Genomic DNA, 13,978 nt, shown 5'->3' with positions numbered 1-13,978 from the left:
TCACACCCCGCTTTGAAATGGTATTTTAATCATCATCTCGGTTCCCTTATTCTTTTCGCTTGAAATCGTCAAGCCATACCCTTTGCCAAACATCAGCTGAATGCGCTCGTCGATATTTAGCAGCCCGATTCCTCTCCCTCTTGTCCGGACAAGCTCCTTTCTCGCCTTTTCCAAAAAGTCTTCATCCATGCCGGGGCCGTTGTCGGCAACCTTTAAATAGACAAACTCTCCTTTTTTATATGCTTTGATTTGAATATGGCAAGGTTCAATGAAGGGCTCAAGGCAATATGTAATCGCGTTTTCAGCCAAAGGCTGGAGAACAAGCTTAGGTACGCGGCATTTTTTCACAGACGGCTCAATGTCGAGCTCAAAAACGAGCCTCTCCTCAAAGCGAAACCGCTGAATCGTAAAATAGTGGCGCACGATTTCAGCTTCTTCCTCGATCGTCAGCACGTCGGTTTTCACATTGATGGCATTTCTGAGCAAAAACCCTAGAGATTCCGTCATCTTTGAAATTTGCGGCTGCCGGTTCGTTTTTGCAAGCCAGTTGATCGACTCGAGCGTGTTGTATAAAAAGTGGGGGTTGATTTGCGCTTGAAGCGCTTTGAATTCCGTCTCTTTCAGCATCAGCTGCTTCTTGTAGTTCTCGGCAATCAGTTCATTGATCCGTTCAACCATTGTAAAGAAGTTGCGGTTTAAGACGCTGACTTCATCCTGCCGGTCTAAAGGAGCGCGAGTGAGCGGCGCCAGTTTAAAATCGCCGTTTTGGACATTTTTCATGGCCGCCACCAGCTTCTCAATCGGGCTCGTAATGCCCCTGGCCATTTTTCTTCCAAAGAGAACCGCAATCAGAAAAAAAAGGATAAAAAGGGAAATCAGGATCGTCTTCATTGCAGAAATTTTCGAAAACATAGCGTCAAAGGGGATCAGGCTCCAATATGTCCAATTCTTATACGCTGATTTGACATATGAAACGAAAAACCGCTGGCCGTTTTCCTCCACAATGTCATATCCGTTTTCAGCATGAGAAGACAATCGGAGGCCATCGGTTTGGCTGAAAGGCATTTCAGAAAAAAACAGCTCCCGCCCGTCCGACATCGCAATCTTGCCCGCGCCTTCCCCCCAGTCTTTCGGAAGATCGCCGATCACCCGTTTTAAATCGGCGACAATCACCACTGTTCCCAGGTGGTCAAGGTTTAAACGCTCATAGGAGCGGATTTCCCGGACGGATAACAGCTCGCCGGTTTCACCCGGCATGGGCTCCCACATGTTGCTGCCTTTTTGGCGCGACGCTTTTTCGATCAGTGCATTCTTTTGCTCCCGCAATGCTTCGGTTAAATTCGCCCCTGCGGAGTACTCGGTGCCGGAAGCATCAAACAAATGAATCGATTTAATGTACCGCTTAGAGCCGGTATATTCGGCCAGCTTATCCCAAATTTTGCTTTTTATCCGGTAGCGTCCGTATTTGTTCTGGCCGCGGCCGGCTTTCAGGAGGTTCGCTTGGATGTCTGCGTCAGTGGTGATTTGATATGACACATCCTCAATCTTTTTCAATTCATCTTCAATGCTTTTTGATGATAGCATCAGCACCTGTGACGACTTCCTGTAAATCTGCTGGTCATATACCCGGAACGCGTATTGAATGCCGCTCAAGATCAGGATGAGCGAAACGGCCATGATCAGTGAAATCAAAATAAACAATTGATCTTTAATTTTTAAATGCTGATACCGGTTCACCGAACGAACACCTTCATTTCAAGCGTGGGGCGGCAGCCTGCTTGTCTGTCCGGCGCCCGTCGATTGCACGGAATGCCTGAAACGAAAGCTTCGTCAAAATGAAGCTTAAAGCGCTGCCGCTGAAAAACAGAAGAAATGTGACATGAAATAAAGCGAGCAGAATCATGCCAAACGCGCTGATCAGCATGAAAAACGAGGTGAGCGGACGGGAAAAGCCGATGATGAAGCTGTATTTCAGCACTGCAATCCGTTTTAAATCGTAGTGGACATCAATTGGAAAAGCGTATAAGAGGATGATGGCATAAATGATAAACAAACTGATGAACAGGCTTAAAAACACTGGCTGATCGTGAAAATAGACGGCCGCAATCTGAAAATCAACAAACAGCAATAAGCCGACCAGACCCAATATCAAACCGAGAACGCTTGATTTGGCCCATTTCTTTTTAAACGCCCGAAAAAACGTCTGAAACACCGGGACATCCGTTTTTCCCAGCGTCCACTGTCTAGTCACAGCGAACATCGCGGCGGTCGCCGGCGCTAAACCGAAGATGACCGCTCCCGCCAGCGTAAAGCCGATCCACAGCAGATTCAAATAGGCAAGCCGCATCACCCACTCGCAAAAGCGGTAAAATCCATTTGCCAACGTGTGAATCATGGTACCCCTCCTTTATAAATTGGTAAACGCTTTCAAAAAATATATTTCTATTCTTTCGAAAAAAATCCTCTTTTCCCCGCTGACGGAAGAAGGCTTGATCTAAATACTTTAGACCAAGCCTTGCTCCGCTATTTAGCCGATGTCTTAATGTTGACCCCAACCGCCGTTCCGTTTCTGCTTGAATCGGCAACCCCCATAAACGTTTTGTTCTCCCGGTCAATGAAAATGCTTTGGACATTGCCGATATCAACCGGATTCGAGCCGAATTTGTGGCCGAAGTCATTGAGCTTCCGTCTGACATCCTCCGGCATTCCGGATTCATAGCGGTACGAAGTCAGGCTGTTCGTATAGATCCTCGGCTCTTCAATCGCATCCTGAAGGCTCATGCCGTACTCAAAATAATTCAAGATCGTCTGGAAAACGGAAGCAATGATCGTCGTTCCGCCAGGGGAACCGACAGTCAGCACCGGTTTTTCATCTTTGAATACGATCGTCGGCGTCATGCTTGAAAGCGGCCTTTTATTCGGCTGCACTTCGTTGGCGCCGCCTGGAACCGCATCAAAATCGGTCAGTTCATTGTTCAAAAACAGTCCGTACCCGGGCACTAAAATCCCCGTTCCAAAAAGCTGTTCAATCGTTGTCGTATAAGAGACAACATTGCCCCACTGATCCGTGACGGTAAAATGCGTCGTCTCCCCGATCGTTTTATCTTCAGGCTGAGGCACGATCTCATAATTCGGCTCGCCTTCCTCATATTTCCACGGATCGCCCTCTTTCACATCGCGGTTCATCGAATCAAGGCTGATCAGCTTTTGCCGCTCCTTAATATAATCGGGATCGAGCAGCCCTCTGAGCGGAACATCGACAAATTCCGGATCGCCCGCATATGCAGCCCTGTCCGCATAGGAGAGATGCATCGTTTCCGCGAGCAGATGATATTTTTCAAACGACTTTGGATCGTATTGCGATAAATGAAAATCATCAATCAATTTCAGCATCTGCAGCATGAACACTCCGCCTGAGCTTGGAGGAGGCATGCTTGCAATATCATAGCCGTGGTACTCGCCCCAGATGGGCTTATCTGTTGTGACCTCGTAGCGGGACAGGTCATCAGGTGTCATTGAACCCCCGAAATCCTGCACGACATCTGCAATCGCCCGGCCGATTTCCCCATCATAAAAGGCTTTTGACCCTTCTTTCCGTATCAATTTAAACGTTTTGGCCAAATCCTTTTGTACAAGGATATCGCCTTCTTTCAAAGGTTCACCGTCCGGAAGGAAAATATCCTTTGCGGCCGTTTTGCTCAGCTTGTCCTGATGATCCTTTATCGCGTCAGCCAAAACCGAGTCGATTGGGAACCCTTCCTCTGCAAGCTTTATAGAAGGCGAAATCAAGTCTTCCATTTTCTTTGTTCCCCACTTCTTATGCGCTGCTTCAAGCCCTTTCAGCGTTCCCGGCACACCGACCGCATTTCCGTGTCTCGACCTTTCTGAAAACGGAATCACCTTTCCGTCTCCATCCAAAAACATGTCAGGCTTGGCTCCCTCCGGAGCACGCTCCCTGCTGTTGATGATCGACGTTTCCTTCGTCTCGCCGTCGTAGACCATCATGAAACCGCCGCCGCCGATTCCAGACATCATCGGCTCTGTTACATTCAGTGCGTACTGGATCGCAATAGCTGCATCAATGGCATTCCCGCCCTTTTTCAAAACTTCGGCTCCGATTTTTGATGCAAGCGGATGGGCCGTAGCCACCATACCGTCTTTCCCGACGGCGACTTTATCACCATCTCCCCCGCTCATGACTCCTTCTGCTTTCGACACCGGACTGAAAAAGCAACCAACCGCCAAGCAAAACGCAACAACTAAGAAAGCTAACCGTCTCATCAGATCACCTTCCTTTCCAGTTTATTACTACTATAACAGGAAAGCGGACTGAAAATAAGAAAAACTCCCAATTTTCTATTTTTTTGAACCTAAACTCCCAAATTTCTCGAAACGATCCTGAGATCCGTTCTTTTGGAACGATGATATCAAAGGAAAAATCGCCTATTGTCATCTTAAAATCCCGGATGCCAGCTGGTGCTTGCGCCTATCTAAAAGGTATGACGATTTGAAAATTAATTGTTTTTTTCGACTGCACCTGTTTTTTTTCGACAAAAAGTTATATAATATTTTGATGTGTGCATTGTCTCATTTAAACAATGGAGGGTTACAAATGTTGAAAAGAAAAAAAGACAAGTTTTCCGTGCTTTTGACGGAAATTGCAAAAAATTTAGATGAAACAGCTGAGTATTTTGTTAACTATAAAGTGACGAATCAGACAACCCTTAAAGAATTCGCGGATACCTTAAAAGAGTATGAGACAAAAGGAGATAACTATGTACATACGATGATTAAGGAGCTGAACAAAGCATTTATCACGCCGATTGAACGCGAAGACATCCTTCAGCTTACAAACAGCCTCGATGATGTACTCGACGGCATCGAGCACTTTTCAGCCATGATGGAAATATTCTCGATCACATCTTCAGATGAGCATATTGACAAATTCAGCGGCTATATCAGAGAATGCGCAAAAGAAATTCTGGTGACGATCGAATTGCTGGCGGAAAATCGCCTGAAAGAAATTCAGCCGCACGCCATTAAAATTAAAGAATACGAACATAACTGCGATAACCTGCACCGCAAATCGCTGAAAAATCTTTTCGGTAAAGAGACAGATCCGATTAAAGTGATCCAGTACAGAGAAATCTATGAGACGCTTGAAGAAATCGCAGATTCATGCCAAAGTGTAGCAAACAATTTAGAAACCATCATAATGAAAAATGCGTAACGAGGGATTATAATGGATCTTTTATTTGTATTAACCATATTGATTGTCATCTTTGCTTTGGCATTTGACTTTATCAACGGCTTTCATGATACGGCAAATGCGATCGCCACCTCGGTATCGACAAAAGCGTTAAAACCAAGGCATGCCATTATTATGGCCGCTGTCATGAACTTCGCCGGCGCCATGACGTTCACAGGCGTAGCCAAAACAATTACAAGCGACATCGCCGACCCTTTCAAGCTTGAAAACGGATCGGTCGTGATCCTTGCCGCTCTTATCGCCGGCATTACATGGAACCTAGTGACCTGGTATTTCGGGATTCCCAGCAGCTCATCCCATGCGATCATCGGAGCGATTGCCGGAGCTGTCATCGCATCGGAAGGATTTGCCGCGATTAAATACCACGGATTTATTAAAATTATTGAAGCACTTATATTATCGCCCATTTTGGCGTTTGTTTTAGGATATTTGATCTACAGCATCGTCAAAGTCATTTTTAAGAACAGCAATCTGGCAAAAACGAATAAGCGGTTTCGGCGCGTTCAAATCGCGACAGCTGCCATTCAGTCCTATACGCACGGCACGAACGATGCACAGAAAGCGATGGGTATCATTACGATGGCTTTAATCGCGGGTAACTTGCACAGTACAACCGACATCCCGTTCTGGGTACAGTTTGCATGCGCCATGGCCATGGGACTCGGAACATCTGTCGGCGGCTGGAAAATCATCAAAACCGTCGGCGGAAAAATCATGAAGATCCGTCCCGTCAATGGTGTCTCTGCAGATTTGACGGGAGCCCTCATCATCTTTGGCGCGACGATCGTCCATTTGCCTGTCAGCACGACACACGTCATTTCTTCATCCATTTTAGGCGTGGGCGCTTCCCACCGGGTGAAAGGCGTAAACTGGGGCACCGCAAAGCGGATGCTGATCACTTGGGTCATTACCCTTCCCATTTCGGCAACCATCGGTGCATTTGCCTATTTCATACTTGATTTATTCTTTTAATCAGCACACTCCCGTCCGAATCTAGGACGGGAGTTTTCATGTTTAAAAGAAAGCCGGCATAACAATAGAAATAGGAACTGCACTATTTCTCGGGAAGAGGGAAACAAGTTATGCTGCTATTTTATCAATTCCTTGTTTGGCTTATTGTTTTGGCGCTGGCTCTGTACGTAGCTGCCGTGTGGCGTTTTGAAAAACAGCTCGCCGAAAAAACGGTCGCCATCAGAAAAACGTGGTACCTTCTTTATGTCATCGGCGCCGTGATATATTGGACGCACGATCCGCAGTCAATTTTCACAAACCCGCTTCATTACCTGATCGTTGCCGTTTTTTTCACGTTGACAGACGCTTTTATTTTCTTAAATGCCTACTTTAAAAAGCTCGGCAGCTCTGAACTCGCGACAGATACAAGAATGCTTCTCGAAGAAAACAACGACCTCCTCCACACGTATCAAAACAGGCTGAAAACGTTTCAATACCTATTGAAAAACGAACCGATCCACATCTATTATGGAAATATAGAAGCGTATGCAGAAGGCATCGAAAAGCTCATCAAACGGTTTGCCGAAAAAATGAATATATCCGCTGCACTTTGCGAATATAATTCAGAAGAAAGCAAAGATCATTTGCTTGAGCATATGGAAAACCGGTTCGATGTTCAAGAAAAGCTTGACCGCAAAGACGTTTATTATGAAGAAAACGGAAAAATGGTCCTCATTCCTTTTTCCATCCACGATTTTGACTATGTCATGAAGTTAACCTCAGAAGACCTTGTCACAGAATTTGATTATCTCCTGTTTACTTCTTTAACAAGCATCTATGATCTTCTGCTACCAAACGAAGAGGAAGGTGACGACTGATGGAGCCTGCTTTTCAGCAAGACCAGGAAAGCGTAAAAAAGCGCCTCGCCTTTAAAATGTTTAAAAGGCAATCCAAAACCAATATCGCGAAATACGAAGTCAGCCCCCATACCGAACGGATTTTCCGGCAAAACGAACGGCTGATCGGCGAGTATAAAAGAAAAAAAGCTTAACGAGGACGGGAAAAAAATTCTCCCGTCCTTATTCCGTTTTCCCGTTTCTTACATACAATAAACCAATCAACTAAACCGCTGAATTAGGTGATGCTGTGAAAAAACTGAAAAAACAAGTCAAACACGTCGATTTCGCAAAATTCGGCCTGTCAGACTATACCTCTCTTCTCAGAAGAAGAAGCGAAAAAATCATTAAAACGCTGAACAGAAGAAAAAACAAACCGTGAAGCTTGGACTTTCACCCTCCTTCTCTGCTGAGAAGGGGGTTATTTTCATGTCTACAGGAGCATCATAAAGGATGCCCCTGTCCGCCTTCTCCTACAGATTGAGGCAGCCTTTCAGAACGTATCGGTTTCACAAACAAAGCGACGCAAATAGAACCTGCCACCGCCAGCCCTCCCGCAAGCAAAAAGGCGCTTGTGAAAGCTCCGGTGTACTCGACGATGTACCCTGTAACCGTCGGACCGATAATGCCGGATGTATTGGCAAGAAAATGCATGAATCCGCTCACGCCCCCGACCCTGTCCGGATGAACGATATCCTGTATAATCGCCCAGTATGTGATGCCGGTCAAATACAAAAAGAAAACCGATAATGCGACAAGTGCAACAGCTCCAAACGCGGTAGTGACAAGCCCGGCAAATCCAATGCATACCGCTGCAGCCAAAAGGCAGCACACAAGCACGGCTTTTCTGGAAAACATCTGTTTGCCCGTCAGCTTGAACAGATAATCTGAAATAAATCCCCCAAGCGCAAGACCGAGAAATCCGACAACCCACGGTATAATCGTTGCAACGCTCATATCGTGAATGCTCAGCCCCCGGGCTGTCGTTAAATAGCTCGGAAACCATGTTAAGAAAAAGAACAAAATATAGTTGTAGGAAAAGAACGCGAACGCCGTAAACAGCACGGTCGGCTGCTTCAAATAAAAAGACAGCGGGATGCCGGTATCCTTTTTCGGACGCGCTTCCTTTTCAGGAGACAAACTGCCGGAATCAGCCGGCTTATCTTTCATGAATTTCATCCAGAAGCAAGTCCAAACAAGCCCGATGATCATGATCAACACAAAGGAAGCCTTCCACCCCCAATGGATCGCGATCAATCCGACGATCGGACCTGAAACGGCTCCGCCGAGCGGCGTTCCGCACATTGTCATGCCGAGCGCTCTTGCCCTTTCTTTTTGCGGAAACCAATTGTTGACCGACTTGCTCGTTGCCGCTGACAGCGGACCTTCCCCCATGCCGAAAATGACGCGGATGATAAACAGTGAAACGAAATTATATGTCAGTGCAATAGCGCCGCTGAAAACCGACCATACGACCATTGCAGCCGACAGCGTATGTTTCGCTCCGTATTTGTCTGATGCCCAGCCGCCGATAAAATTAAAGACGGCATATCCGATGAAAAAACTGCTGAACAGCATGCCCATCTGCGCCGGACGTATGTTCAAATCTTCCTGAATAAAAGGAGCGGCGACAGACAATGCCGAACGATCCAAATAATTAATCACTCCCGCCAAAAAAAGCATCACGATGACAAACCCGCGGCCGTTTGAAAACATGGCCAACCCCCCTCTTTCCGAAATTTAGAAAACGCTTTCATTTCGTGCGATCTTACAGATGGATCAACACTTTCACAGGATTGGTTTCCGGAGCAAGCGCTGATTGAAATCCGTCAACAACATCGTGAAACGCCATCTGTCCGTTCACAAACCGGTTCGCATCCGCTCCGCCATCCATGATGGCTTTCATCACCGTCTCAAAATCTCTTCTTAATGCGTTGCGGCTGGATAAAATCGTCAGCTCCCGCATGTGGATTTCAGGATCGGGCATAGCCAGATGGTCGTTGACAAGTCCGACATAGATCAGCCGTCCCCCGTGTGCGGCGTACTGATAAGCGCTGTTCATCGATGCAGGGTGCCCTGTCGCATCAAAGACAGCCGTCGGAAAGTCGCCGTTCGTCAACCGTTTGATCTCATCAGCCGCATGTTCTCCCCCTAATACGACTTCATCGGCTTCAGCCCATCTGCGGCTAAATGTGAGGCGCTCTTTTCTGACATCCATCGCGATGACTTTTGCACCCTTCAATTTTGCGAATTTCATCACGCTGAGCCCGATGGGCCCCGCTCCAACAACAAGCACCGTTTCCCCTTTTTTGATATTTGCCCTTTCTGCAGCGTGGGCGCCGATGCTTAAACATTCAACAACAGCAGCTTCGCTGAGCGTCAATCCTTCTGTTTTTAGCAGGTCGTCTGCCGGGACGTTTATGTATTCCCGCATTCCCCCGTCTGTATGGACACCGAGGACGTTCAGATTGACGCAGCAGTTGGGGCGTCCGTTCCGGCAGGCGATGCATGCCCCGCATTCCAAATAAGGAATAATTGACACTTGATCGCCCGGCTTGAGCGTTCCGCCGGAATTATCGATGCTGACAATTTCACCGGACAGTTCGTGTCCGAGCACTCTTGGATAAGAGAAAAATGGCTGTCTTCCGCAATAAGCGTGAAAATCCGTCCCGCATATTCCGATCCGTTTGATGCGGACCAATGCTTCCCCATCCTTTAGTTCCGGCATTTTCACATCCGTCATTTTAAAACGATAAGGCTTTTCACACACAATCTGCTTCATGTACCGGCCTCCCCTTTATCGTGTTTTTAGACACCGGCATAAGCCGTAAATCCGCCATCTACCGGCACTGTTATGCCGGTAACAAATCCGGACATCTTCTCATCCGCCAGCCAAAGCAGCGTCCCCAGCAAATCTTCCGGTTTGCCGAAACGCCTCATCGGGGTGTGAGAGATGATCTTCTTTGCTCTATCTGTAAATTCGCCGTTTTGATCAAGAAGAAGCCTTTCATTTTGATTGGTTAGGAAAAATCCCGGGGCAATGGCGTTGACCCTGATTCCCGTTTCGGCCAGATAGACGGCCAGCCATTTCGTAAAATTGTCGATGCCCGCTTTCGCCGCGCTGTATGCAGGCACTTTCGTCATCGGGGTTTGAGCGCTCATTGAAGAAATATTGATCACGGACGCCCCTTTTTGATTCAGCATCATTTTTGCAAATTGCTGTGTTGGAATGAAAGAACCGAGGAAGTTTAAATTGAGAACAGAACCGACATCATCGCAGTTCAGATCAAATAACGTCTTGATGTTGTCCTGGAAGATGTGCTCGGAGTTGAATGTTTCATCTGATGTCGTGCCATTGGGGTGATTGCCGCCGGCTCCGTTCACCAATAGATCACAGCCGCCGAATCGGTCGGCCACAACGCGTTTCGCCTGTTCAACGCTCCGTTGGCTGATGACATCACACTCAACTGCAATCGCTGCGCCGCCGGCTTTTCGGACAGCTTCGGCCACGAGTTCCCCTTTTTCAACGGTTCGATTAAGAATGGCAACATTCATACCCTGCCGGCCGAGCTCTCTCGCCATCGCACCGCAAAGCACCCCGCTGCCGCCTGTGATGACCGCAGTTTTCCCCGCTAAATTTTCATGGATTTCAAGCATTTTGAAGCCTCCTGTTTTTCTCTATTGAGCGAATCCCATATGCCCCATAAATACATGATACCGAGCGCCCTGTCATACAGACCGTAGCCGGGCCTGCACTTTTCATCCCAAATGTGGCGGCCGTGATCCGGACGCACATAGCCTGAAAAACCTGTTTCATGATAGGCTTTGACAATCCCGCAAATGTCAACTGTGCCATCTTTTGTTCTGTGCGATGTTTCGATAAAATCGCCGTTTTCGTAGACTTTGACGTTTCGGATATGGGCAAATGGAATCCGGTCGGCATACGCATGGATCATGGCGGAAATATCATTTTCGGGGTTGGCGCCCAATGAACCGCTGCACAGTGTCACGCCATTCGCCGGATGATCGACAAGCTGTAGCAGCCGCCCGATGCTTTCTCCTGAAGTCATGATGCGCGGGAGTCCGAAAACCGGCCACGGCGGATCATCGGGATGGATCGCCATTTTGATTCCGCAGCGTGCGGCGGTTGGAATGATGCGTTCAAGAAAATAGTGAAGATGGCTCCACAGATCCTCCTCCGTCACATTTTGATAGGCTTCAAACAGCCTTGTCAGATGCTCAAGCCGCTCCGGTTCCCAGCCGGGCATCGTGAATTCGGGATGCTTGGCGATTTGATCGACAAGCGCAAAAGGGTCGATTGTGTGCACCTTTGCGTGCTCATAGAACAAAGCGGTGGAACCGTCTGGAGCCTTTTTGTACAAATCGGTCCGCAGCCAGTCAAATACAGGCATAAAATTATAGCAGATCACTTTTACGCCGGCTTTGGCCAAATTTTCAATCGTTCGCTTGTATTTTTCAATATACAGATCTCTCGTCGGCAGCCCAAGCTTTATATCCTCATGGATGTTAACGCTTTCAACAACTTCAATGTGAAAACCGTGCTGTTCACACTGCCGCTTCACTTCTAAAATTTCTTCCAATGGCCACTCTTCACCCGGCGGCTGATGATGAAGCGCCCAAACGATTCCCTCCACACCGGGAATCTGCCTGATCTGCTCAAGGGTGACGGAGTCGTTTCCTTCTCCATACCATCTGAAAACCATTTTCATCACACTTCCTCCTCACCGATTCAATAAGATAAAATGATCTTTGTGACCTGATGGGGACAGTTTTTCGCTTTTTTCAACGCCTCTTCTATTTCCATAAAAGGCATGATCTCAGTGACAAAAGCCCGGGCTATTTCAGGGTTTTCATTCAAAAATTGAATGACGCCGGGAAATTGATTGACGCTGTGTTTTGTTCCATAAATTTCAATATCTTTCTTTGTGAGAAGAAGACCCGGAATCGTCACATTCCTCCCCGTTAAGCCGACAATGACAATGCGCCCGGCGGCGGCCGCCAAACGAACGGATTGCTCAATCGTCGCGGGAATCCCGGCCGCTTCGAACACAATCCCCGCTCCTTCTCCGCCTGTCAGCTTCAGAATCATTTGCTCTGCATCCTCTTCACCAGGCTGAATAACGGCATCCGCCCCGAATGCCTCGGCAAGCTCAAGCCTTTCCCTTACAGGATCGACAGCGATCACACGAACGTCGAAGCGCTTTTTTACCTGCGCCAAAATCGTTAACCCGATCGGACCCATTCCCAATATGACAATCGTTTCGCCTGTTTGAATATCTGCCCGCCGAACCGCCTGCGCTCCGATTGAAAACGGCTCGCACAAAGCAGCGGTTGCAAAATCCATTTGCTCAGGAATCGGATGGACATGCGTTTCTGGAACAATGATAAAATCAGCGAACCCTCCTCTGCGAACCGACCCGATCATATCGATGTTCATACAGGCGTTTGTCCTCCCTTTCCGACAAGGGTAGCAGCCTCCGCACGGGATCGCCGGTTCAATTACGACCCGTTCGCCTGCGGATCGCCCCCTCACGCCGGCCCCCGTTTTTTCAATGATGCCTGCAAGCTCATGTCCAAAGATCTGAGGGTACTGTGCATATGGATTTGAGCCGTCGTAAAAATGCACATCACTTCCGCAAATCCCGGCAGCCTTTATCTTGACAAGGACTTCACCGCTGGCCGGTTCGGGACGCGGTATGTCGTGAAATTCAATCGAATAAGGCTTCGTCATCACCGCAGCTTTCACATCACCACTCCTTTTAAAGCGCTTACTTTTTGAAATAACCGGGAAACTCATCAATGAGCATCTGTTTATCGACGATGACTAGCTGCAAATGCTCTTCGGCGATTTCCTTGGCTTTTGCCTTCTGTTTTGTTCGAATCGCTTCTGTTAATGCCGCGTGCTGCTGATGGATGGTGTTCCAGTTAAAATCGGCGGCAAGCCTTAAAAAGCGGATTCTTTGGAAGGGAACGTTCATCTGCTGAATCGCAGCCCAGACATTCGCTTTTCCGCAGCCTTCAAAAATCGTCTGATGAAACGCTTCATCTAATTCAAACAAACTTTCATAATTTTTCTGTGCGATCGATAATTCCTGCATCTTCACATTCTGCTCCAGCTTAAACATAGCTTCCTGCGGGAAGTCCTCACACGCCAGTTCAGCTACAGCCTTTTCCAGTTTTTCCCGCATAAACCTCGCTTCCTCCACCAGGTCAAGATCGATCAGCGACACGCGGGTTCCTTTCTGCGGATAGACTTCGAGAAGCCCTTCCTTCGACAGCTGCAAAAAAGCCTCTCTGACCGGAGTGCGGCTGACTTCATACCGTTCTGAAATCTCTTTTTCCGATATCTGCTCACCCGGAACAAGCCGAAACTTCATGATTTCTTCCTTCAGCACCTGATAGATTTGATCTCTGACAGAACGCGGGTTTAATTGTTTCATTTTCATGACTCTCACCCCCTCTCCGCCATACTACCATACAAGTATGGCTGTGGGATAGTTATTTTTTGAAAATTTTTAAAAAATATAAAGGAACTTTAAAAGTTCCTTTATTTCAAAAGGGACAACATTTTCGCTTTTGTCTTCGGTCCGTATATCCCGTCCGCTCCCAAACCGTACATCAGCTGAAAACGTTTCACCGCATTTGCCGTCTTCATTCCGTAATATCCGTCGATCCCGTTGTTTTTGGCCCCTTTATCAGGGTAGTAATAAAGAGCGGCAAGGGCTGTCTGGATTTGTGTGACGGCCGTTCCCTTCATCAGCGGGTTTTTCACCTTATAAATGCCGTCGGGAAGGGTCCACGTCTTGCTCTTGCCGGCTGCTGACGCTTCAGCGGCCGAGAG

General features: G+C 47.6%; 14 protein-coding genes and 1 pseudogene. 5 read left to right on the top strand and 10 right to left on the bottom strand.

From position 1 onward, the window contains the following. From H7F26_RS13365 to ggt, 3 genes are all read right to left on the bottom strand, one after another. On the bottom strand, positions 1-1,737 hold the full coding sequence (locus H7F26_RS13365; RefSeq protein WP_061565953.1) for a sensor histidine kinase: 1,737 nt from the start codon (positions 1,735-1,737) through the stop codon (positions 1-3). 13 nt (positions 1,738-1,750) lie between these two features. Beyond that, on the bottom strand, positions 1,751-2,395 hold the full coding sequence (locus H7F26_RS13360) for a YesL family protein (protein ID WP_009328721.1): 645 nt from the start codon (positions 2,393-2,395) through the stop codon (positions 1,751-1,753). A 128-nt stretch (positions 2,396-2,523) separates the two neighbouring features. Continuing rightward, on the bottom strand, positions 2,524-4,281 hold the full coding sequence (ggt, locus tag H7F26_RS13355) for a gamma-glutamyltransferase (protein ID WP_003180886.1): 1,758 nt from the start codon (positions 4,279-4,281) through the stop codon (positions 2,524-2,526). A 331-nt stretch (positions 4,282-4,612) separates the two neighbouring features. Here ggt and H7F26_RS13350 point away from each other — a divergent pair, with 331 nt between their 5' ends. The 5 genes from H7F26_RS13350 to H7F26_RS22005 all read left to right on the top strand — a co-directional run bounded on the left by H7F26_RS13350 (position 4,613) and on the right by H7F26_RS22005 (position 7,498). Then, the gene (locus H7F26_RS13350; RefSeq protein ID WP_003180884.1) at positions 4,613-5,230 is read left to right on the top strand and encodes a DUF47 domain-containing protein; all 618 of its coding nucleotides are present in this window, start codon (positions 4,613-4,615) and stop codon (positions 5,228-5,230) included. A gap of 12 nt (positions 5,231-5,242) precedes the next feature. After that, on the top strand, positions 5,243-6,241 hold the full coding sequence (locus H7F26_RS13345) for an inorganic phosphate transporter (RefSeq protein WP_009328723.1): 999 nt from the start codon (positions 5,243-5,245) through the stop codon (positions 6,239-6,241). Between the two features lie 110 nt (positions 6,242-6,351). Continuing rightward, positions 6,352-7,098: a type II toxin-antitoxin system SpoIISA family toxin gene (locus H7F26_RS13340; RefSeq protein ID WP_003180879.1), complete on the top strand. Its 747-nt coding sequence runs from the start codon at positions 6,352-6,354 to the stop codon at positions 7,096-7,098. Next, positions 7,098-7,271: a type II toxin-antitoxin system SpoIISB family antitoxin gene (locus H7F26_RS13335; RefSeq protein ID WP_003180877.1), complete on the top strand. Its 174-nt coding sequence runs from the start codon at positions 7,098-7,100 to the stop codon at positions 7,269-7,271. Before H7F26_RS13340 ends, H7F26_RS13335 begins: the two co-directional genes overlap by 1 nt. Positions 7,272-7,366: 95 nt before the next feature. Then, the gene (locus tag H7F26_RS22005; RefSeq protein ID WP_003180875.1) at positions 7,367-7,498 is read left to right on the top strand and encodes a hypothetical protein; all 132 of its coding nucleotides are present in this window, start codon (positions 7,367-7,369) and stop codon (positions 7,496-7,498) included. Positions 7,499-7,560: 62 nt separating this feature from the next. Here H7F26_RS22005 and H7F26_RS13330 read toward each other — a convergent pair whose 3' ends face one another. The 7 genes and pseudogenes from H7F26_RS13330 to H7F26_RS22265 all read right to left on the bottom strand — a co-directional run. Then, a complete protein-coding gene (locus tag H7F26_RS13330; protein WP_011197811.1) occupies positions 7,561-8,832 on the bottom strand; it encodes an MFS transporter in 1,272 nt (423 codons plus the stop codon). Positions 8,833-8,884: 52 nt separating this feature from the next. Beyond that, on the bottom strand, positions 8,885-9,898 hold the full coding sequence (locus tag H7F26_RS13325; RefSeq protein WP_003180872.1) for a zinc-binding alcohol dehydrogenase family protein: 1,014 nt from the start codon (positions 9,896-9,898) through the stop codon (positions 8,885-8,887). A 26-nt stretch (positions 9,899-9,924) separates the two neighbouring features. Next, positions 9,925-10,773 (bottom strand): SDR family oxidoreductase, encoded by an 849-nt coding sequence (locus H7F26_RS13320; protein WP_009328728.1) that lies wholly within the window; start codon positions 10,771-10,773, stop codon positions 9,925-9,927. After that, the gene (gene uxuA / locus H7F26_RS13315) at positions 10,749-11,846 is read right to left on the bottom strand and encodes a mannonate dehydratase (RefSeq protein WP_003180867.1); all 1,098 of its coding nucleotides are present in this window, start codon (positions 11,844-11,846) and stop codon (positions 10,749-10,751) included. The genes H7F26_RS13320 and uxuA overlap by 25 nt, the downstream gene beginning before the upstream one ends. A 20-nt stretch (positions 11,847-11,866) precedes the next feature. Continuing rightward, the gene (locus H7F26_RS13310) at positions 11,867-12,883 is read right to left on the bottom strand and encodes a zinc-binding alcohol dehydrogenase family protein (protein WP_003180865.1); all 1,017 of its coding nucleotides are present in this window, start codon (positions 12,881-12,883) and stop codon (positions 11,867-11,869) included. Between the two features lie 22 nt (positions 12,884-12,905). Further along, entirely contained in the window at positions 12,906-13,583 is a 678-nt protein-coding gene (locus H7F26_RS13305; RefSeq protein ID WP_003180863.1) for a GntR family transcriptional regulator, read from the bottom strand. A 101-nt stretch (positions 13,584-13,684) separates the two neighbouring features. After that, positions 13,685-13,900: pseudogene (locus tag H7F26_RS22265) on the bottom strand (peptidoglycan-binding protein); the annotation flags it as partial. Positions 13,901-13,978: the final 78 nt, after the last annotated feature.

Origin of the sequence: Bacillus sp. PAMC28748 (genome assembly GCF_014250415.1) — a bacterium.
Classification (GTDB): domain Bacteria; phylum Bacillota; class Bacilli; order Bacillales; family Bacillaceae; genus Bacillus; species Bacillus licheniformis.
This window is presented reverse-complemented; position numbering and strand designations above follow the sequence as displayed.

Excerpts from the sequence above, each read along its gene's own strand:
- H7F26_RS13335 (WP_003180877.1), top strand. The coding sequence starts at position 7,098 with ATGGAGCCTGCTTTTCAGCAAGACCAGGAAAGCGTAAAAAAGCGCCTC.
- H7F26_RS13340 (WP_003180879.1), top strand. The coding sequence starts at position 6,352 with ATGCTGCTATTTTATCAATTCCTTGTTTGGCTTATTGTTTTGGCGCTG.
- H7F26_RS13320 (WP_009328728.1), bottom strand. The coding sequence starts at position 10,773 with ATGCTTGAAATCCATGAAAATTTAGCGGGGAAAACTGCGGTCATCACA.
- ggt (WP_003180886.1), bottom strand. The coding sequence starts at position 4,281 with ATGAGACGGTTAGCTTTCTTAGTTGTTGCGTTTTGCTTGGCGGTTGGT.
- H7F26_RS13360 (WP_009328721.1), bottom strand. The coding sequence starts at position 2,395 with ATGATTCACACGTTGGCAAATGGATTTTACCGCTTTTGCGAGTGGGTG.
- H7F26_RS13325 (WP_003180872.1), bottom strand. The coding sequence starts at position 9,898 with ATGAAGCAGATTGTGTGTGAAAAGCCTTATCGTTTTAAAATGACGGAT.
- H7F26_RS13350 (WP_003180884.1), top strand. The coding sequence starts at position 4,613 with ATGTTGAAAAGAAAAAAAGACAAGTTTTCCGTGCTTTTGACGGAAATT.
- H7F26_RS13345 (WP_009328723.1), top strand. The coding sequence starts at position 5,243 with ATGGATCTTTTATTTGTATTAACCATATTGATTGTCATCTTTGCTTTG.
- uxuA (WP_003180867.1), bottom strand. The coding sequence starts at position 11,846 with ATGAAAATGGTTTTCAGATGGTATGGAGAAGGAAACGACTCCGTCACC.
- H7F26_RS13330 (WP_011197811.1), bottom strand. The coding sequence starts at position 8,832 with ATGTTTTCAAACGGCCGCGGGTTTGTCATCGTGATGCTTTTTTTGGCG.
- H7F26_RS13305 (WP_003180863.1), bottom strand. The coding sequence starts at position 13,583 with ATGAAAATGAAACAATTAAACCCGCGTTCTGTCAGAGATCAAATCTAT.